Annotated in this window: 18 protein-coding genes; 13 read left to right on the top strand and 5 right to left on the bottom strand. The window is 65.6% G+C overall.

Going from position 1 to position 20,541, the window contains the following annotated elements:
* Positions 1–12 precede the first annotated feature (12 nt).
* Positions 13–1,203: a M24 family metallopeptidase gene (locus ACVIGA_RS11655; protein ID WP_456666490.1), complete on the top strand. Its 1,191-nt coding sequence runs from the start codon at positions 13–15 to the stop codon at positions 1,201–1,203.
* A 389-nt stretch (positions 1,204–1,592) separates the two neighbouring features.
* Positions 1,593–3,140, top strand: coding sequence for a threonine ammonia-lyase, biosynthetic (gene ilvA, locus ACVIGA_RS11650; RefSeq protein WP_456666489.1), 1,548 nt, complete (start codon positions 1,593–1,595; stop codon positions 3,138–3,140).
* A gap of 18 nt (positions 3,141–3,158) precedes the next feature.
* On the opposite strand, the gene ACVIGA_RS11645 is transcribed toward ilvA, so the two are convergent.
* The 3 genes from ACVIGA_RS11645 to ACVIGA_RS11635 are packed head-to-tail and all read right to left on the bottom strand — an operon-like array spanning position 3,159 to position 6,344.
* Entirely contained in the window at positions 3,159–4,187 is a 1,029-nt protein-coding gene (locus tag ACVIGA_RS11645; protein WP_456666488.1) for a class II aldolase/adducin family protein, read from the bottom strand.
* A gap of 10 nt (positions 4,188–4,197) precedes the next feature.
* Complete coding sequence (locus ACVIGA_RS11640) at positions 4,198–5,067, bottom strand: TIGR01459 family HAD-type hydrolase (protein ID WP_456666487.1); 870 nt, start codon at positions 5,065–5,067, stop codon at positions 4,198–4,200.
* Entirely contained in the window at positions 5,064–6,344 is a 1,281-nt protein-coding gene (locus ACVIGA_RS11635) for an FGGY-family carbohydrate kinase (protein ID WP_456666486.1), read from the bottom strand. The genes ACVIGA_RS11640 and ACVIGA_RS11635 overlap by 4 nt, the downstream gene beginning before the upstream one ends.
* A gap of 134 nt (positions 6,345–6,478) precedes the next feature.
* Between ACVIGA_RS11635 and ACVIGA_RS11630 the strand changes: the two genes are divergently transcribed.
* From ACVIGA_RS11630 to ACVIGA_RS11585, 10 genes are all read left to right on the top strand, one after another.
* Entirely contained in the window at positions 6,479–7,495 is a 1,017-nt protein-coding gene (locus ACVIGA_RS11630) for a sugar-binding transcriptional regulator (protein WP_456666485.1), read from the top strand.
* Positions 7,496–7,523: 28 nt separating this feature from the next.
* Positions 7,524–8,963, top strand: a complete 1,440-nt coding sequence (locus ACVIGA_RS11625; protein ID WP_375776382.1) for an extracellular solute-binding protein — start codon at positions 7,524–7,526, stop codon at positions 8,961–8,963.
* Between the two features lie 117 nt (positions 8,964–9,080).
* A complete protein-coding gene (locus ACVIGA_RS11620) occupies positions 9,081–10,010 on the top strand; it encodes a carbohydrate ABC transporter permease (protein ID WP_456670788.1) in 930 nt (309 codons plus the stop codon).
* Between the two features lie 13 nt (positions 10,011–10,023).
* Positions 10,024–10,881 (top strand): carbohydrate ABC transporter permease, encoded by an 858-nt coding sequence (locus tag ACVIGA_RS11615; protein WP_223976814.1) that lies wholly within the window; start codon positions 10,024–10,026, stop codon positions 10,879–10,881.
* 4 nt (positions 10,882–10,885) lie between these two features.
* Positions 10,886–11,989, top strand: a complete 1,104-nt coding sequence (locus ACVIGA_RS11610) for an ABC transporter ATP-binding protein (RefSeq protein WP_456666484.1) — start codon at positions 10,886–10,888, stop codon at positions 11,987–11,989.
* Positions 11,990–12,001: 12 nt separating this feature from the next.
* A complete protein-coding gene (locus ACVIGA_RS11605) occupies positions 12,002–13,117 on the top strand; it encodes an ABC transporter ATP-binding protein (protein ID WP_456666483.1) in 1,116 nt (371 codons plus the stop codon).
* A 2-nt stretch (positions 13,118–13,119) separates the two neighbouring features.
* The gene (locus ACVIGA_RS11600) at positions 13,120–14,700 is read left to right on the top strand and encodes an FGGY-family carbohydrate kinase (protein WP_223976820.1); all 1,581 of its coding nucleotides are present in this window, start codon (positions 13,120–13,122) and stop codon (positions 14,698–14,700) included.
* Complete coding sequence (locus ACVIGA_RS11595) at positions 14,693–15,733, top strand: 2-hydroxyacid dehydrogenase (RefSeq protein WP_456666482.1); 1,041 nt, start codon at positions 14,693–14,695, stop codon at positions 15,731–15,733. Before ACVIGA_RS11600 ends, ACVIGA_RS11595 begins: the two co-directional genes overlap by 8 nt.
* 18 nt (positions 15,734–15,751) lie before the next feature.
* Positions 15,752–16,480 (top strand): class II aldolase/adducin family protein, encoded by a 729-nt coding sequence (locus ACVIGA_RS11590; RefSeq protein ID WP_456666481.1) that lies wholly within the window; start codon positions 15,752–15,754, stop codon positions 16,478–16,480.
* Complete coding sequence (locus tag ACVIGA_RS11585; RefSeq protein WP_456666480.1) at positions 16,477–17,985, top strand: glycerol-3-phosphate dehydrogenase; 1,509 nt, start codon at positions 16,477–16,479, stop codon at positions 17,983–17,985. Before ACVIGA_RS11590 ends, ACVIGA_RS11585 begins: the two co-directional genes overlap by 4 nt.
* A 77-nt stretch (positions 17,986–18,062) precedes the next feature.
* Here ACVIGA_RS11585 and ACVIGA_RS11580 read toward each other — a convergent pair whose 3' ends face one another.
* Positions 18,063–18,191, bottom strand: coding sequence for a hypothetical protein (locus tag ACVIGA_RS11580; RefSeq protein ID WP_456666479.1), 129 nt, complete (start codon positions 18,189–18,191; stop codon positions 18,063–18,065).
* On the opposite strand from ACVIGA_RS11580, the gene ACVIGA_RS11575 reads away from it, so the two are divergent.
* Entirely contained in the window at positions 18,190–19,161 is a 972-nt protein-coding gene (locus ACVIGA_RS11575; RefSeq protein WP_456666478.1) for a TRAP transporter substrate-binding protein, read from the top strand. The two genes, ACVIGA_RS11580 and ACVIGA_RS11575, sit on opposite strands and share 2 nt — an antisense overlap.
* Positions 19,162–19,219: 58 nt before the next feature.
* On the opposite strand, the gene ACVIGA_RS11570 is transcribed toward ACVIGA_RS11575, so the two are convergent.
* Complete coding sequence (locus tag ACVIGA_RS11570; RefSeq protein ID WP_456666477.1) at positions 19,220–20,107, bottom strand: acetamidase/formamidase family protein; 888 nt, start codon at positions 20,105–20,107, stop codon at positions 19,220–19,222.
* Positions 20,108–20,541: the final 434 nt, after the last annotated feature.

Below are 20,541 nucleotides of genomic sequence, written 5' to 3'. Positions count from 1 at the left end.
GAAGGTTTTACCATGGACAATGCGCACGACGTGGTCGCAACAACGGCGCCGTTCGATACTGCAAAACTCGACCGGCTGATGGATGAGGCGGGGCTCGACGTCCTGATCGTCACCTCGCGTCACAATGTGCAGTACCTGCTCGGTGGATATCGCTTCTTCTTCTTCGACGTCATGGAGGCGATCGGCACCAGCCGCTATCTGCCGGTGTTCGTCTATCAGAAGGGGCATCCTGAAAATTCCGCCTATATCGGCAACTGCATGGAAAAGTTCGAGCATGAACTCGGACGGATATCGGCGCCGAACGTTAAAGCCGGCGCATGGGGAACGATCGATGCGATCGGCCTCGCCATTGATCATGTGAGAAAGCTCGGGGGCGCCGCCAGGCGCGTCGGCATCGAGGCGGGCTTCCTGCCGGCCGACGCCAGAGATCATCTGCTTGCCGGGCTTGGCGACGTCGAGGTCCGCGAGGCCCATTTCACGCTGGAGCGGCTTCGCGCCGTCAAGTCTCCGGCCGAACTGGATCTCATCAAGAAGGCTTCCGAACGGGTCGTCGATGCGATGATGGCCACGTTCAAGGGCTGCACGCCGGGCATGACCAAGAACGATGTCGTCGCTCGTCTGCGCCGTGAGGAGCAGGAACGCGATCTTGTCTTCGAGTATTGCCTGATTGCCGCGGGCAAGAGCCATAACCGCGCTCCGTCGAACCAGCTTCTTGCGGAGGGCGACGTGATCTCGATCGATTCCGGCGGAAACTACCGGGGCTATATCGGCGATCTCAGCCGCATGGGACTTCTAGGTGAGCCCGACAACGAGCTCCGCGAGTTGCTGCAAGGAGTCGAGGAGATTCAGCAGGTGGCCCGACGCGCGATCCGGCCGGGCGCCATGGGTGGCGACATCATCGCGGCGGGCGAAGCTGCCGTCAAAACCTCGCCGCATCGCGCGGTGCTCGACTTCACCGCCCACGGCATTGGGCTTGTCAGTCACGAAGCGCCGCGCCTGACCGCGACCGGCCCGGTACCATACGCGCCCTATGACGCCGACCGGCCGCTCGAATCCGGGATGGTGATCTCGATCGAAACCGCGCTGCTGCATCCGGCGCGCGGCTACATCAAGCTGGAGGATACGCTGCTCGTCTCCGAGGTGGGCTGGGAAGCGCCCGGTGACCATGGCAGGGGATGGAATTCGTCGCGTCTCATGGCGTGAAGCGGTCACCGCCAAGGCGGCATTTTTGGCTGGGTCACCAATTCAACTGCGGTGCTGGAGGCGCTCGTCGGTCAATTTCGGAATATTAGAAATATATTCCTGAGTTGCCCGACGTGTCAAGTGGTGCGGTCGACGCCGGCCGCCGCTGGCTACTTTGCATGGGGTTGTTTTCGATATTTTGGCAGCGCCCCCTGCGACGGCCCGGACGACTTCATATGCGCTCGGCCAGGCGATTGATCCGGCGGTCTTTGCTTCACGCGAGCCTCCGGCCATGCGATGCTTCGCGCTGGATGTAGCGGCGGCTCCGTGCCGTCTGCTCGCCAGGTCGGCGCCGATGATGGGCAGGTGCAACCGATATGGATTGCCTCCCCATCGACAGAAGCGACCCGATGACCGCTGCCGCCAACGCGCTCCGCGACTACGCCCAAAGCATCCTGACCGCCCGTGTCTACGACGTGGCGGTGGAGACGCCGCTCGATCCGATGCCGCGGCTCTCCGAGCGCCTGTCGCGCGCCGTCCTGCTGAAGCGGGAGGATTTTCAGCCGATCTTTTCCTTCAAGCTTCGCGGCGCCTACAACAAGATCGTCAGGCTGCCGGACGCGCAGCGAAGACAGGGCGTCATCTGCGCGTCGGCGGGCAATCACGCGCAGGGCGTGGCGCTGTCGGCGCGCAAGCTCGGCATTCCCGCGACGATCGTGATGCCGCGGACGACGCCCGCCATCAAGGTCGAAGCCGTCCGGCGTCTGGGCGGCGACGTTGTGCTGCATGGCGACACGTTCGACGACGCGCAAACCAAGGCAAGGGAGATCGAGGTCGCCCGCGGCCTGACCTTCGTGCATCCGTTCGACGATCCGGACGTGATTGCCGGTCAAGGGACCGTCGGGATGGAAATCCTGCGCCAGCATCCCGATCCGATCGAGGCGATCTTCGTGCCGATCGGCGGGGGCGGGCTTGCGGCCGGCGTCGCCGCCTTCGTGAAGTTCCTCAATCCCTCGATCAAGGTCGTCGGCGTGGAGCCCGCCGACGCAGCGTCGATGGCGGCCGCGCTCGCCAAGGGCAACGTTGTTGCGCTGGATCAGGTCGGGCTGTTCGCCGACGGTGTCGCGGTCCGCAAGGTCGGCACCGAGACGTTCCGGCTCTGCCGCGACCTGCTCGACGAGGTCGTCACCGTGGACACCGACGCCATGTGCGCGGCGATCAAGGATATCTTCGATGACGTGCGATCGGTGGCCGAGCCGTCCGGGGCATTGGCGCTCGCCGGCCTCAAGGCCTATGCCGAACGCGGCGCGCTGAGCGACGGCAGCCTGATTGCTGTCAACAGTGGGGCTAATCTGAATTTCGACCGGCTGCGCACCATTGCCGACCGCGCCGAGGTCGGCGAACATCGGGAGGCGCTGCTTGCGGTGACCGTGCCGGAGAAACCGGGCAGCTATCGCCACTTCATCCGCATCCTCGGCTCGCGGGCGATTACGGAATTCAACTACCGCTTTGCCGAGACGACCGCGCCGGCGCAGCTCTTCGTCGGCATCGCGCTGAGCCGCGGCGAGGCCGAGAAGCGGGAAGTCATGGGGCTGCTGCGGCGCGAGGGCTATCCGATCCTGGATCTGAGCGAGAACGAGATGGCCAAGGACCATGTGCGCTACATGGTGGGTGGCCGCGCGCCGCTTCTGAGGGACGAGGTGATCTACCGCTTCGAGTTTCCGGAGCGACCCGGCGCGTTGCTGAAATTCCTCGAGAGCCTGGCGCCCGACTGGAACATTTCGCTGTTTCACTACCGCAATCACGGCGCCGACTACGGACGCATCCTGGCGGGCATCGAGGTCAAGCCGCAGGAGCGCGCGCGGTTCGTTCAGGCGCTCGACGCACTCGGTTATCCCTATTGGAACGAGAGCGAGAATCCGGCCTATCGGCTGTTCCTCTCCGCCGAGAAGGGATGACGCAGCGCGCGTCTCGCATCAGCGGTCCGCTGTCAGCTGTTGGCGATATCGCTCGGCGTCCCAGTTCAGCAGTGCATGCTCATTCTCTGCCGTCAGATAGTTGACGCGTGCGGTCAAAGGCAACCGGCAGGTGACCAATGCGAGACAGCTCAGCATGGCTTCCGCGCCGTCGCTCGCGTCCTCGCGGATGAGGCTGCCGATATCAGGGACGAGAAGCGCAACCGGCGGCGGCAGCCCGCTCGCGGTGCTTTGCGCAATCATGGTGCTCAGCTTCTCGCGATGCTCCAGCACCGGCAGGCCCGGGCCAAGGAAGACGACGTGATCCGGATAAAGCGAGCCGCTGGTCGCGATCGCGCGGCTGTAGCGGTCGGTGGCCGTTTCGTGGGCTCGCGGATCTTGGGGCAGGCGATAGTTCGTGCCTGCGCAGATGTTGCGGAGCGCATTGTGATCGGGAGCCGGCGCCGGACGCTGCTCCAGCGCGAGGCGTTGCTCGATTTCGGCGACCAAAGCCTCCGCCGCGTCGCAGGTGTCCGCGCCGACCACCAGGCCGTGATTGCCGAGGATCAGGACGTCGACCGCATCCTCTGCGATCGCCTCGCTGACCGCGCGTGCGAGCGGCAGCCCCGGGTGGTGATAGGTGAGGTAGCGCCAGGCCAGTCCGTCCATTCGCCGGGCAAATTCGGTGCGGGCGTCGGTTCGCACTGCCCATGCGATGGTGTTGACGGAATGGACATGCAGCACGATCCGGTGCGGCATCAGAGCATGCAGCGAGGTCTCGATCGAGGCGCGCAGCGTCGTTGCGGCATTCGGCGCAAGCGGCACGCGTTCGTCGCCCTGCGTCAGTGCTGTGCGCGCGGCCGACAAGGCGACCGGCACGAAAATGTCCTTCTCCTCTGCGTCCGCCAGCCAGGTGCCTGACGCCTTCACCCACAGCACGTCGCCATCCTTGACCGACGAATTGCCGCCGGCGCCTTGCACCAGCAGGATATTGTTGCCGACGCGTGCCGACATGCGGCGCAGTTCGTTCAGCGTTTGAGGCGGTCGCATCGGGCTGTTCTCACCAGGTCAGATGGTCCATCGTCCAGTGCGGCATCCGCGCCGCTGCGCCGGCCGCGGTCTTGACCGCCTGCGGCAGATCGCTCGCCTGCGATAGCGTCGCGCGGTGCGCGCCGGAGCCGATCAGCAAGGTCAGCATCCCGGCGGCACGTCCACCGGCGATATCGTGATCGAGGGAATCGCCGATGACGAGGATCCGTTCCGGCGGCGGATGCCCCAATTGCTCGCGCGCGGCGGCAAACATCGGCGGATACGGCTTGCCGACGAACAGCACCGTGCCGCCGAGCGATTGATAGAACGCGGCAAGCGCGCCCGGAGCGGGGATCAGGCCCGCAGCGCCGAACATGACCAGGTCCGGATTGGCGCACAGCATCGGCAGTCGCCGCGCGGCGGCGGCCGTCAGCAGCGCACGCCAGCGCTCGGGCTCCGCCGTATCATCGTCGAGCCCGCCGAGCAGGATGAAATCAGCCTCGTACACGGTCGAAGCGATCGTGAGATCGGCGCCTTCGACGATCGAGCGGTCGCCGTCGCGCGAGATCAGCAAGCAGGCGCGTCCGAGATCTGCGAAGGGGGCCTGCTCGCGCGCATGCAGCCCGCGCCAGGTCACCTCGCCCGATGACAACACGCCGTCATAGGCCTCCGGCGGCAGGCCGAGCGCGGCGAGCCGTCGCTGGTTGCTGCTCGCGCGCTTGCCGGAATTGGAGAGGATCAGGATCCGCTTGCCGGCCTCGCGCAGCCTTGCCACGCAATCCAGCGCTGCAGGGAACACCGCCAGCCCCTCGTGCAGCGTGCCCCATTGGTCGAGCAGCACGTGGTCGAAGTGGTCCACGATGGCGTGAAGGCCGGCGATCGCGGTCGCATCGGCCTTCATGGCGGACCTCCGTTCAGCGCGAGCAACGCGGCGCCATAGCTCGCTTCGGTCTGTTCGGCGACCGAGACGGGAACGCCGAGCAGGCGGTGCCTGATCCTGGTCCATGCATCGTTTTTCGCTCCGCCGCCGATCCCGATGACGCGCCGCAAGCGTGGTGCGCCGAGCCGCGCCAGCTGCCGGTAGGCGAGGGCTTCGACCGAGGCGATGCCTTCGAGCAGGCCCTGGAAGAAGCGGCAATCTTCCGCCGGGCGCGGCGTGATTCGTGCGGCCAGCTGTGGATCGGCGATCGGGAAGCGTTCGCCGGGTTTCGGAAGCGGATAATAGTCGAGCCCGGTCGGCGCCTCCGGCGTCACCTGCGGCGTCAGGCGCTCCATCTCGTCGGCGGTGAAGTGCACCAGAAGCGCGGCGCCGCCGGAGTTCGAGGCGCCGCCGGCGAGCCAGCGCGCGCCGAGCCGATGCGAATAGACGCCCTGGTCGGCCGCGAAGATCGGCTGGGTCGCAAGCTGCTTCACCACCAGCGTGGTGCCGAGCGAGGTGACGGCATCGCCCGGCTGGTCGGCCCGCGTCGCGATGAATGCCGCAACGCCATCGGTGGTGCCGGCTGCGACCTGCGCTGTGGGCGGCAGTCCCAGCGACCGCGCGACCTGCGGATCCAGCTCGGCGAATGGCGTTCCCGGCTCCAGCACCTCGGGAAGCAGATCGTCGCGCACGCCGAGCTGGTCGAGCCACGGCGGCCAGGCGCGCGCGACCGGGTCGTAACCGAGCTTCAGCGCGTTGTTCTCGTCACTGATGCCGTGATGGTTCGCGAGCCGGCCCGCGATCCAGTCCGCCTGGTGAACGGCGTGGCGCGCATCGCCGATATAGCCGTGGTTCAGCAGATAGAGCAGCTTGGCGAGCGCGCTGCTCGCACCATGCGCGCCGCTTTCGAGCGGAGCGATTGCAGCTACGCGCGCGGCCTCATGCGTGGCGCGCGCATCGTTGTACATCAGCCCGGGCGAACAGGGGCGGCCGGCCGCATCGACCAGCAGCAGCGTGCCCGACGTGCCGTCGACGACGATGCGCGTGATGTCGCCGAGAGCGACGGTCTCGCCGAGCTTGCCGATTGCAGCGACTGCCGCTTGCCACCAGAGCTCCGGTGTCTGGTCGATGGCGTTGCCGTCGACGCGCGGTGCGGGCAGCGCAACGGAAGCGAAGCCGCGAATGCCGGCCTGCGGATCGATCGCACAGGCGCGGACACCGCCGGTTCCGACATCGATGCCGAGATACAAACCTCCCATCCGACTTCACCGTTCTCTGGTGCGCGCGCATCGACGTTGGTTGCGCTGCAGCACGTTTGGGGGATTGACGCCCCGTTCGGCCTCTGCAATTTTTTGCAGGACGTGAAGAATTTTGCAAGCGGACTTTTCCGGACATGGCCACACCGCCCGACAGGCTGCCGATCATCGACGGCGAGGCGTCGCTCGCGACCCGCGCGGCGTGGCTGTATTTCGCGGCGGGGCTGACGCAGTCGGAGGTCGCCGATCGCCTCAACATCCAGAGCACCAAGGCGCACCGCCTGATCGCGCGCGCCAGCCGCGAGGGCATGATCCGTGTTTTCGTCGAGGGGCCGGTCGCCGAATGCGTCGCGCTGGAGAACGACCTCACGCAGCGCTTTGGCCTTTCGTTCTGCCGTGTCGCGCCCGATCTCGGCGAGAGCGACCTGCCGCTGAAGGCGCTGGCGCTGGAAGGCGCGAGCTTCCTGCGCCAGACCCTCGAGCGCGGCGATGACAAGGTGATCGGCGTCGGCCATGGCCGTACGCTCGCCGCCGTGGTCGAGCAGATGCCGCAGACGCCGGCACGCGACGCGCAATTCGTCTCGCTGCTCGGCGGACTGACGCGGAAATTCGCCGCCAATCCGTTCGACGTGATTCATCGCCTCGCCGAGCGCACCGGCGCAGAAGCCTATTTGCTGCCGGTGCCGGTGTTCGCCAATTCGGTCGCCGATCGCGCCGTATTGATGCAGCAGTTCGGCATCGCCGACGTGTTCGCGCTGGCGCGCAAGGCCTCGCTGCTGTTCGTCGGCATCGGACAAGTCAGCCGCGACGGCTTCCTGGTGTCGAGCGGCATGATCAAGCCCGACGAGGTCGCCGAGCTGAAGCGTGTCGGCGCCTGCGCCGATCTGCTTGGGCATTTCTTCAGTGCCGACGGAACGGTGCTGGACACCGATCTGTCGGCTCGCGCCACCTCCATGAGCATGGCCGATCTCAGGAAGCACCGGATCGTCGCCATCGCCGGCGGGCCGGCCAAGGTGACCGCGCTGCGCGGCGTGCTGCGCAGCGGCGTGCTGCACGGCCTCATCATCGACGAGGTGACCGCAAAGGCGCTCGCAACAGACAAGCCGGAGACCACATCCGGCAAGCCAAGAAGCAAGACCCGGAAGGACACATAAAACAAGCGTCAACAAGGAGAGGAAATACATGTTCGATCGCGAGAAGAATCTGTTCGACTCCTACGCTGCCAAACGCATCAGCCGCCGCGATCTCCTCGACGGCGCCGCCAAGCTCGGCATCGCGGGCATCGCCGCCAACGCCGCCTTCGCCTCCTCGATGTCGAAGGCGATGGCCGCGGATTTCAACTGGAAGGCCCAGAGCGGCAAGAGCGTCAAGCTGCTGCTCAACAAGCACCCTTACGTCGACGCCATGATCGGCGACATTGAGGCGTTCAAGACCCTGACCGGCATGAACGTCACCTACGACATCTTCCCGGAGGACGTTTATTTCGACAAGGTGACGGCAGCGCTGTCGTCGAAGTCGGACCAGTACGACGCCTTCATGACCGGCGCCTACATGACCTGGACCTACGGTCCGGCGGGTTGGATCGAGGACCTCAACACCTACATCAAGGATCCCGCCAAGACCAATCCGGCCTTCGCCTGGGACGACGTGCTGCCGGGCCTGCGCGCCTCCACGGCGTGGGATGGCGTCGCCGGCTCCGAGCTCGGCTCGGGCAAGGCCAAGCAGTGGTGCATCCCCTGGGGCTATGAGCTCAACAACATCACCTACAACCGCAACGTCTTCGACAAGGTCGGCGTCAAGCCGCCGAAGAACCTCGACGAGATGCTGGACGTCGCTGCCAAGATCACCAAGGACGCCGGCGGCCCCTACGGCGTCGGTGTGCGCGGCTCGCGCTCCTGGGCGACCATCCATCCCGGCTTCCTGTCGGCCTATTCGAACTTCGGCCAGAAGGATTTTGTGATGGAGGGCGGCAAGCTGAAGGCCGCGATGAACACCAAGGCCTCGAAGGACTTCCACGACAAATGGGTCAAGATGATCCAGACCTCGGGCCCGAAGAACTGGTCGACCTACACCTGGTACCAGGTCGGCACCGATCTCGGCGCCGGCGCCTCCGGCATGATCTTCGACGCCGACATCCTCGGCTACTTCATGAATGGCGGCGACAACAAGGAGAAGGGGAATCTCGGCTACGCGCCGTTTGCCGCCAACCCGGCCGCCAAGGCGCCGACCCCGAACGTCTGGATCTGGTCGCTCGCGATGTCGACCTTCTCCAAGCAGAAGGACGCCGCATGGCTGTTCATGCAGTGGGCGGCTTCGGTCGAGCACGATCTGTTCGGTGCGCGCAAGATGGACTTCGTCAATCCGGTGCGCACCTCGGTGTGGAAGGACAGCGAGTTCCGCGACCGCATCGCGAAATCCTATCCCGGCTATCTGGAACAGCACGACATGTCGTCGCCCGGCGCCAAGATCTACTTCACGGCGCAACCGCTGTTCTTCGATCTCACGACGGAATGGGCCGCCTCGCTGCAGAAGATGGTCGCGAAGGAGGTCAGCGTCGACGAGGGGCTCGACAAGCTCGCCGACAGCATCAACCGCCAGCTCAAGCAAGCTGGTCTCGGCTGATGGATCAACTGTGCGGTGCTTGATCCCCCGCACCGCACCCATCCGCCGGCTCGGAGCCTTGTCCCATCCGAGCCGGCGGCGTTTGCCAGCCGAACGCGATCTCTTATCATCATGAGCATGGTCCAACTTCTCCAGACGAACGCCCAGGCGGCGCCGGCCAAGCCAAGGCCGCGCGTGCGCCTCTTGCCCTATCTGCTGAGCCTGCCGGCGTTGCTGGTCTGCGTGGCGATCCTGGTTCCGTTCGTGACTGCCGCGGTCTATTCGCTGCAGCGCTACCGGCTGAACCTGCCTTACCTGCGCGGCTTCATCGGCCTCGGCAACTACATCGACTTCCTGTCCGATCCGGCATTCTGGAATACGCTCCGGATCTCGATCACCTACACCGCGGTGACGGTCGTGGTCGAGCTCCTGCTCGGCCTCGGCATCGCGCTGCTGCTGCGCCGGCCGAGCCGCTTCCACAATGCGGTGTCGATCATGCTGCTGCTGCCGCTGATGACAGCGCCGGCGATTGCCGCGCTGATGTGGAAGCTGATGACCAATCCGAGCTTCGGCATCCTGTCCTATCTGGTCAGCCTGTTCGGCGTCACCGACTTCAAATGGGCCTCCGACCCGTCGAGCGCGCTGTTCACGGTCGTGCTGGTCGACGTCTGGGTCTACACGCCCTTCATCATGATCCTGCTGGTGGCCGGCCTGCGCTCGTTGCCGCGGCAGCCGTTCGAGACCGCGGCGCTCGACGGCGTGCCGGCGAGCTTCGTCTTCTTCCGCATCACGCTGCCGATGCTTGCGCCCTACATCATCACGGCGTCGCTGTTTCGCCTGCTCGATTCGATCCAGCAGTTCGACATCATCTATGCGATGACGCAGGGCGGGCCGGGCGACCGGCTGATGGTGTTCCAGGTGCAGGCCTATCTGGAGTTCTTCCAGTACACCAATGTCGGCAGGTCGGCGGCGTTGTTGATGATCCTCTGGCTGATCACCAACATCCTGTCCAACATCTTCATCAAGAACTGGCTGCGGCTGCGCGCGCGTGCGCACGGCCACGCGTGAGGGGGAGGGCGCGATGGAACATTCAAGCCTTGCCGGTCGCATCTTCCGCGGCGTGGCGCTCTCGCTGATCCTGATCTTCTTCATGTTTCCGATCGTCTGGATCTTCCTGATGTCGTTCCAGAGCAACGATCAGATATTGCGGATTCCGCCGCGGATCCTGTTCGAGCCGACGCTTGCGAATTACGAGGCGCTGATCTCCGGCCAGCTGCGCACCGCGGCCGGTAATCTGCAGATCTCCTTCATGCGCAACCTCTTCAACAGCGTCGTGCTGTCGAGCGCGGCGGTGCTGCTGGCGCTGCTGCTCGGGGTGCCGGCAGCCTACGCCTTTGCGCGCTTCAAGTTTCGGCTCGGCGAGACCATCGCATTCACGCTGCTCTCGTTCCGCTTCGCGCCGCCGCTGCTCGTGCTGCTGCCGCTGTCGCTGTACTACCAGGAGCTCGGCCTCAACGACACCTACTTCGGCATCGTCTGGGTCTATCAGTTGATCGCGCTGCCCTTGATCCTGTGGATCGTGCGCGGCTATTTCGAGGACATCAGCCCTGATATCGAGCATGCCTACCGGTTGGCCGGGCATTCCTGGCGCGAGGCCTTCACCAGGATCGCGGTGCCGTTGGCGGGGCCGGGGATCGCAGCCGCCGGGCTGCTGTCGTTCATCTTCTGCTGGAACAATTTCGTCTTTGCCCTGATCCTGGCCTCCGCCGACAAGCAGCCGGTGACGGTCGGCGCGCTCGCCTTCGTCACCGCGTCGGGAATCCAGTACGGCCAGATCGCTGCGGCGATCGTGCTGTCGGTGACGCCGACGCTGTTGCTCGCGCTCTACGCGCAGCGCTATCTGGTCGAGGGTCTCTCGCTCGGCGCGGTGAAAGGCTGATCGGATGGCACGTCTCGAGATCAATTCGGTGAGCAAGGCATTCGGTGCGGCGCGGCCCGCCGACGGGCTGTCGCTGGCCGTCGAGCCCGGCGAGATCGTAGCGGTGTTCGGGCCGTCCGGCAGCGGCAAGACCGTGTTGCTGCGTATGATCGCGGGCATGTTCGAGCCCGACGACGGCGACATCCTGGTCGGCGGCCGCTCGGTCGTCGGTGCTCCGCCGGAGCGGCGCGGCATCGGCATGGCTTTCCAGAATTTCGCCTTGTTCCCGCACATGACCGCCCGCGACAACATTGCGAGCGGCCTGCGCGCTCGGGCTGGCGGAGGCGATGTCGCGGGCCGGGTTGCCTCGATCAGCAAGCTGCTCAAGATCGAGCACGTGCTCGGCCACACGCCGCGCGAATTGTCGAACGGACAGAAGCAACGGACCGCGCTGGCGCGGGCGTTGATCGGCAATCCGGATGTGCTGCTGCTGGATGATCCCCTGCGCAACGTCGACGCCAAGCTGCGCTACGAGATGCGGCTCGAATTGCCGAACCTGCTGAGGCGCGGCACTGCCGCGGTGCTCTACGTGACCCAGGACTATCGCGAGGCGATGGCGATCGCCGACCGCATTGCGGTCTTGATCGATGGCCGGCTCGCGCAGGTCGCGACGCCAGCCGATATCTATGCCCAGCCCGCGTCGGTTGCGGTCGCGCGACTGTTCGGCGATCCGACCATCAACCTCGCCGAGGTTTCGCCGGTCGCGGAGCACGGCATGCAGTCTGCCGTGGTTGCTGGCGCGAAAATGCGGCTCGGCGCTGCCGATGGCGCCGCGCCTGCCGGTGCGTGCTGGCTTGGCGTCCGGCCGGAGGATCTCGCGGTCTCGTCCGCATCCACGGAGGACGCCATCCCGGCGCGCATCCTTGCGATCACGCCGATGCACGAGAAGGCGGTGTTGCTGCTCCGTCTTGCCGACGGGACCGAATGGCTGGCGGCGCTGCCGCCGGATGCACCGCAAGGTGCGGCCGACGACACCGTCTTCGTCCGCTTCGCGCCCGATGCGGCGATGCTGTTCGATCGCGCGACCGGGCTTCGGATCGGGCCGTCGCACCGGCTCAAGGCGGCATAGGAGCAGATGGTCATGGACATGCTCGAGCTTCGAGGCATCGACAAGGTCTACCGCAGCCGCGGCAAGCCGCCGGTGCATGCCGTGCGCGCGCTCGACATGGCGGTCGAGAAGGGCGAGATCGTCGCGCTGTTGGGATCGTCGGGTTGCGGCAAGACCTCGACCTTGCGCATGATCGCGGGGTTCGAGGACGTCTCGGCCGGGTCGATTGCGCTCGGCGGGCGTCGAATTCACGAACTGCCGCCGGCGCGGCGCAAGGTCGCGATGGCTTTCGAGGGCTATTCGCTCTATCCACCGCTTACGGTGCGCGAGAACATCGCGTTCGCGCTGAAATCCACCCAGCTATCGCGCAACGAAGTGACGCGTCGTGTCGACGAGATTGCCCGTTTGGTCGAGATCGAGGACATCCTCGACAGCTATCCGCGCGCGATCTCCGGCGGCCAGCAGCAACGCGTGTCTCTGGCGCGGGCGCTGGTGCGCGATGCCGATCTCTATCTGCTCGATGAGCCGATGGGCCAGCTCGAACCGCAGCTGCGCGCGGTGCTGCGCGGCCGGATCAAGAGCCTGCTCGCCGAGCGCGGCATGACCGCGATCTTCGTCACCCACGACCAGACCGAAGCCAGCGCGCTGGCCGACCGTATCGCGGTGATGGAAGGCGGCGTGCTGCAGCAGTTCGCCAGCGAAAAGGAATTGAAGGGCCGGCCCGCCAATCTGTTCGTGGCGAGCTTCATCGGCGAGCCGCCGATGAACCTGCTCGAGGCGGGCGTCGCGCGGTCGGATGGCGGTTACCGCCTATCGGTCGGAACGGATATGCGTTTCGATATCGATGGCGCCGGGCTCGACGGCGAGGCGGCGAAAGCGCTCGCCAGCACACCACAGGTGCGGATCGGCATTCGTCCGCAGAAGATCGCGGTCGGGACCGGCGACGTCAGGGTCAAGGTCGTCTCCAACCAGTGGCTCGGCGATCAGTCGCACGTCGCCGGCGATTGCGGCGGCCGCATGCTGATCGCGGTGATGCCGGGGCGGGTCGCCGCGCGGCCGGGCGATAGTGTCCCGTTCGCGTTGGAGCCGCGTCACCTGCACATCTTCGGCCGCGACGGATCCTGCATCCGCCATGCGGAGGTGTCCTGACGATGACCGCTTCCGCTAGCCGCGACGTCATCATCGGCATCGACGCCGGCACCTCGCTGATCAAGGCGGTGGCGTTTACGCTCACCGGCGAGCAACTTGCCGATGTCTCGCAGCCGAATGCGTACAACAGCCTGACCGGCGGACATGTCGAGCAGGACATGGCGCGGACCTGGACCGATACGGTCGCGGTCATTCGTGCGCTGGCGAAGTCAGTGCCTGACTTGTCCGCACGGATCGCGGTGATTGCGGTGACCGGGCAGGGCGACGGCACCTGGCTGATCGATGACGACGGCCGGCCGGTGGCGCCGGCGCTGCTGTGGCTCGACTCGCGCGCCGGCCGGCTGGTCGAGGAGATTCGCGCCAGCGAGCGCAACACGCCGCTCTACCGCCGCACCGGCTCCGGGCTCAACGCCTGTCAGCAGGGGCCGCAGCTGGCGTGGCTGCATGCGCACAGGTCTGAGGCGATCGCCAACGCGAGCACAGCTTTCCATTGCAAGGACTGGCTCTATTTCCTGCTCACCGGCGAGCGGGCAACCGATCCGTCGGAGGCCACGTTCTCCTGCGGCGATTTCCGCAAGCGAGGCTTCGATGCGGAGACCGCGCGGTTGATCGGTATCGCCGACCTGACACGGCTGTTCCCGCCGGTGGTTGACGGCGCGGTCATGACGCATCCGCTCACCACTGCTGCTGCGATCGAGATCGGCCTGCCGGAAGGCGTGCCGGTCTGCCTTGGTTATGTGGACGTGATCTGCAATGCGCTCGGTGCCGGGCTCTACGATCCGTCACCCGATGTCGGCTGCACCATCATCGGCTCGACCGGCATGCACATGCGGCTGGTCTCGAGCGCAGATGCGGTGACGCTGAATCGGGAAGCAACCGGCTACACCATGCCGTTCCCGGTGCCGGGTCACTATGCCCAGATGCAGTCGAACATGGCGGCGACGCTGAACATCGACTGGATGCTCGATCTCGCATGCGACTTGCTGGCGGCGGAGGGCGTGACGCGCACGCGCGCCGAACTGATCCGGCGGCTCGATGACCAGGTGCTGCGGGCCAGGCCGGGCGAGGTGCTGTTCCATCCGTTCATCTCCGATGCCGGCGAGCGCGGTCCGTTCGTCTCGCATGAGGCCAGCGCGCAATTCTTCGGCCTGCGCTCGCGCCACCGCTACGGAGATTTGATGCGCGGCGTGATGGAGGGCTTGGCCTTCGCCGCACGGGATTGCTACGCCGCGATGGGGGCGCTGCCGCGCGATGTCAGGATCACGGGCGGCGCGGCAAAGAGCCGCGCGCTTGGCGCCATCCTCGGAGCCGCACTGGATTGCGACGTCCGGATCTGTAGCCGCGGCGAGGCCGGCGCCGCGGGCGTGGCGATGATCGCGGCCGTCACCATCGATGCCTATCCCGACATGCGCGCCTGTGCGGAGCAGTGGGTTGCGCCGCATCTGAGCGCGCCGCAATCGCCTGACGCCGCGCTGGCGAAGCGCTACGCCAGCATCTTCCCGACCTATCTCGATGCGAGGCTGGCGTCGCGGCCGGTCTGGAAGCAACTCGCCGCGCTGCGTGCCGGAGGCGACCATGTCTAAGTCCATCGCTATCGTCGGCGACCGCTTCATGCTGCCTTCGGTGTTCGCCGAGCACATCCGGACAGCCTGCGGCAACGGCGTCAACATCCGCACCCTGGAGCAGCCCTGGCCGGACGAGCCGATGGAACACGGTTACGCCGGCTCGAAGCTCGATGGCCTGAAGGAATTCATGGGACAGCCTGACGAGATCATCGGCTTTGTCGGCGATGCTGAGCTGCTCGTCACCCATTTGGCGCCGATCTCGCGGTCGATGCTGGAGCGGCTGCCGAAGCTGAAGTTCGTCGCGGTGTCGCGCGGCGGTCCGGTCAACATCGACATGCAGGCGGCGCGCGACCACAACGTGTTGGTGGTCAATACGCCCGGCCGCAATGCGAGCGCGGTGGCGGAGTTCACTATCGGCGCGATTCTCGCCGAGACCCGGCTGCTCCGCAGCGGCCATGAAGCACTGCGCGGCGGGGAATGGCGCGGCGATCTCTATCGCGCCGACCGCACCGGGCGCGAGCTCGGCGAGATGACGGTGGGCATTATCGGCTACGGCGCGATCGGTAGCCGTGTGGTGAAGCTGCTGAAAGCCTTCGGCAGCAAGATCCTGGTCGCCGATCCCTATGTCCAGCTCAGCGCCCAGGACCGCAATGACGGCGTTGAGCATGTCGCGCTCGGCGAACTGCTCGGCCGCGCCGACGTCGTCACGCTGCATGCGCGGGTCACGCCCGAGACCACCCGCTTCATCGGGCGCGACGCGCTGACGCAAATCAAGCAGGGCGCGTTCCTAATCAACACCGCGCGTGGTCCGCTGGTCGATTACGATGCGCTGCATGATGCGCTGGCATCGGGACATCTCGGCGGCGCCATGCTCGACACTTTCGCAGTGGAGCCGGTCCCGGCGGACTGGCCGCTCTTGCGACTTCCCAACGTCACGCTGACGCCGCATATCGCCGGCGCCTCCGTGCGTACCGTCACCGTGGCCGCCGAGCAGGCGGCCGAAGAGGTTCGCCGCTTCCTGGCCGGCGAGCCGCCACGCAATCCGTGCTGAAGAAGAAAGGCAGTCCGTATGACCCGTGAGGAACGACAATTGCGTGAGGCGATCATTGCCAAGTGCCGATGGATGAATGCGTCGGGTCTCAACCAGGGCACATCAGGCAACATCTCCGTCCGCTACAAGGACCGGATGCTGATCACGCCCTCGGCGACCCCGTATGATTCGATGAAACCGGAGATGATCGCGTCGATGCCGCTCGAAGGCGACTACGGGACGTGGGAGGGGCCGTTGCAGCCGTCCACCGAATGGCGCTTCCATCTCGATATCACGCGCGCCCGCCCCGATGTCGGCGCCATCGTCCATACCCACTCGACCTATGCGACCGTGCTTGCGATCGCGCGCAAGCCGATCCCGGCCTGCCACTACATGATGGCGGCATTCGGCGGCACCGACATCCGCTGCGCCGGTTACGCGCGCTACGGCACCAAGGAATTGTCTGATCATGCGATCGCCGCGCTGGAAGGCCGCAACGGCTGCCTGCTCGCCAATCACGGCATGATCGCGCTCGGCGCCAATCTCGACAAGGCGATGTTGCTCGCGGTCGAGCTCGAGACCATCGCGCGGCAATACTACCTCTCGCTTGCGCTCGACTCGCGGATCATCCTGAGCGACGAGGAGATCGCCGACACCGCGAAGGGGTTCTCCACCTACGGGCTGCAGGCGCCAAAGCCGAGCAAGGCCCGCGCCACGGCAAAGGCGGCGCCGCGCCGCGCCGAGAAACGGCGTAGCAGCAAGCGATGACGGGCACTGCGCCGGTCGCAGGCAGGGATCACGGGCTGGTCGATATCGCGGTCATCGGTGGCGGCATCAACGGCGCCGGCATCGCCCGCGATGCAGCCGGCCGCGGCCTGAACGTGCTGCTCTGCGAGAAGGACGATTTTGCCGAGGGCACCTCGTCGCGTTCGGGCAAGCTGATCCATGGCGGGCTGCGCTATCTCGAATATTACGAGTTTCGCCTGGTCCGCGAGGCGCTGATCGAGCGCGAGGTGCTGCTTGCGTCGGCGCCCCATATCATCTGGCCGATGCGCTTCGTGCTGCCGCATTCGCCGGAGCAGCGGCCGGCCTGGTTGGTCCGCACCGGACTGTTGCTCTACGACCATCTCGGCGGCCGCAAGCAGCTGCCGGCGAGCCGCAGCCTGGATCTGTCGCGGGCTCCCGAGGGCGCGCCGCTGCATCGAGAATTCCGCCGAGGCTTCGAATATTCGGATTGCTGGGTTGATGACGCCCGCCTGGTGATCCTCAATCTGATCGATGCTGCGCAGAACGGTGCGCGCATCCTGCCGCGCACGCGGGCGGTGCGCGCGCGCCGCGACGGCGAGGTCTGGTTGCTTGAGATGCAGGGTGACGACGGCACCGCGCAAATCGTGCGGTCGCGCGCGCTGGTCAACGCCGCCGGGCCATGGGTGCAGGACGTCATCCAGGGCGTGGCGGGACTGAACTCGGCCCAGAGCGTGCGGCTGGTCAAGGGCAGCCACATCGTGGTGCCGAAATTCTGGAGCGGGCCGCAGGCCTATCTGCTGCAAAACACCGACCGCCGGGTGATCTTCGTCAACCCGTATGAAAACGATCTCGCGCTGATCGGCACCACCGACATTCCCTATCAAGGCCGCGCCGAGGACGTCGCGATCGGCGAGGACGAGACCGACTATCTGTTGCAGGTGCTGCGCCGTTATTTCCGGACGCCGCCGCAGCAGGGCGAGATCGTGCACGCCTTCTCCGGCGTCCGGCCGCTCTACGACGACAACGCCGACAATCCGTCGGCGGTGACGCGCGACTATGTGTTCGAGGTTCATGGCGCACAGGATACACCGCCGCTGCTCTCGATCTTCGGCGGCAAGATCACGACCTATCGCCGGCTGGCAGAGCAGGCGATGCAGCGCATCGCGCCGTGGTTTCCAAAGCTGTCGCCGGCCTGGACCGCGGAACGGCCGCTGCCGGGCGGCGACATCGGCAGCAGCTTCGATGATTTCTCGCATGGGCTGGCGCGCGACTATCCCGATCTGCCGCAGAGGCTCATCCATCACTATGCGCGCCTCTACGGGACGCGTGCGCGTGAGCTGCTGGGGTCGGCCCGCAGCTCGGTCGATCTGGGCCGGCATTTCGGCGGCGACTTCTATGAATGCGAAGCGGTGTATCTGCGCGACAAGGAGTGGGCCAGGAGGTCGGCCGATTTCCTGGATCGGCGCACCAAGCATGGCCTGCATTTGACGCCGGCGGAGCGGCTTGCCTTCGAGAGTTTTATCTAGGACGGCATGTGCAGAGTGGCGAGAAAGCCGGCACCGATTGAACGGAACGAGCGCGCGACGAGCCGCAGATAGCTGGGTCATTTGACGGCACCGGCGGCATAGGCAAGACTGATCGAAGTCAAACCGTGCTCGCGGGACATTCCGGTGCTCAATTCGGATTCTGCTTTGCCTTCGTCGACCAACTGGGCAGGCGTGCGCTCTGTCATGGCGGCGCTTCTTGTCGCGTCGACGGTCATCTTCAGCGTACCTGCGTCCGCTCAAGTGACGTGGCAAATGGCGACGGAATATCCTCGAAGCAATATCTCCGGTGTCGGTCTGGCAAAATTCGCGGAGCTCGTGTCCGCGCAGACGAACGGATATGTTGCGGTCCGCAATGCATTCGATAATGAGCTGAAGATCAGCTCCGGCGAAATGTTGCGTGCGGCTCAGGAGAGAAGGATTGCCGGGGGCGACGCATTTGCCGGGCCGCTCGAAGCGTCCGATCCGGTGTTTGGCCTGCCGTCGCTGCCGTTTGTGGTCCAGTCCATCGAGGCGGCGCGGTCCATCAACGAGCGGGCGCGGCCACTCTATGAGAAGGCGTTGGCCGCGCATGGCCTCAAGCTCCTGTACATCACCATTTGGCCGTCCACCGGCCTCTGGAGTGCCCAGCCGATCTCGACGCCCGCGGACCTGCGATCCATTGCCGCGCGGACGTATGACTACAATTCGGCCGAGGTGATGCGTGCGGTCGGTGCAACGGCGGAGTACCTTCCGTTCAACGAGGCAATCGCCAGGGTAAAAAGCCATCTGCTGAATGCCATCCTGACGTCGGGCGACGGCGGTGCCGGCCGAAAGCTCTGGGAGGATCTCACCCATTTCACGGCAATCAACTACGCGATCCCGATCTCGATTGCCTTCGTGAGGGCCGATGCGTTTGAAGCGCTCCCGGAATCGGTTCAACGGCAGGTGATGCAGGTGGCTGCCGAGACGGAACAAAGCCAGTTCCAGCTCCTGGCCAATCGCACGGCCGAGAATTACGCACGCATGCGGGCCAACGGGGTTCAGATCACGGAGCCGGCGCCGGCTCCTGTTCTCGCCGCGCTCAAGCAAGGCGCGTCGGCGCCCATCGCAATGTGGAAGGCCAAGGCACCTCCGGAAGCCGTGACCATCGTTGAGCGGGCGTTGCAGCAACAATAGACGGTGGTGTCATGGCGCTGGCGGCGCTGAGCCGAGACGCTGTGCGCGGCGCGCAGCACTAGTTCGCGCGGCGGCTGCGGCCTTGCGGTGCATGCGTATTGACGATCGATGAGCCGACCGACGCGGATGTGATCTCGACCTGCGGGGTCGCAAGACGCAGATTGCGGCGAATATGAAACTCGAGCGTGCCGGCGAGCGCCGTTTCGATGGCGGAGAGCTGTGCAGCTCCATCGTCGAGCAACGCATGGCCATGGCCCGCCGAGAACAGTGCGCCTGCCACGAAAATCGGGAAATAGGCGGTGCATCCGACGCCGAGATCCCTGTCGTCGATGCGCCCGCTGAAACCATTCGCTTCGTTAGGCTCGCGGGGGTCCCAGTTCGCCGGCGGCGCGACACCAAAATCGCCGAAACACGGCGATAACCTCAGCTCCCGTCCCCAGGGCAAGCGCGCGATATTGCGCGTGCGATCGAGCGGGACATGCCGGCAGCAGAAGTCCAATGACGCTTCCGGCGCGGCACTCGTCGGGGCCCTCATGTTCCAACCCCAGTCCGATCGCAGGCGGACATCGAGGACACGAACCTCCAGCACGTCACCCGGTTCGGCCCCCTCGACATGGATCGGCCCGGTCAGCAACTGCGGCGCTGTTCCGTGGGAAGCGGGGATGTCGCTGCGACCAAGCGGTCCGGCGAGATCGCTCGCGAGATCGAGTGCTTCGTCCGGCTCGGCCGATAGAGTCTCGATCGTCACCCGATCACCAGACGCAATTCTGATGACGGGGCTGAGTCGGCCATCCCACAGTCCCCAATGAAGATGATCAGGTGTCGAGGTAAGATAGTGCTCCACGGTCCATCCTTTCTTATTGGTTCTTGTTGACGCCTCTGCGCTCGCTGCCGCGCCACGCGGTCGCTTCAACCGGGCGATCGCCATCGAAGCAGCGCGCTGCATGCGACGCTCTCGAAAGCGACGCTGGCTCATAAGCATGATCTGTGCCAATGGCCGCGATGCAGGGCAGGACATCCTATCTATCGGGTTATGGTCCTTATGCCGTCATTTCGAGCCCGCATCCGGTGCTGACCAGGTCAGCACTGCGGCGGCTCCGGCAGCTCGCACAGCGGATAGCGAGAGCCGTGAAAGTCGGGAAGATCAGGCTGCAAAGGTAGGCATTGCTCGTCGCTTTACTGTGCGCCTGGCGATCGCAAACCCAAGGCATCTCGCGGAGGCTGAATCCGTCACGATTGGACGGTGCGAAGATTCCGCTAGACGTATGGGACTAACATTAGTACGATAGGTTCAATTGGCAGGAAGGGCCTGCGGTTCGCTCCTCAGCCGCTGCCGGTTGCCGACAAGGAGGATGTTTTGCCGGATACCCTGGTGGAGCC

The sequence above is a fragment of the Bradyrhizobium sp. USDA 3240 genome (assembly GCF_054063295.1).
This window is presented reverse-complemented; position numbering and strand designations above follow the sequence as displayed.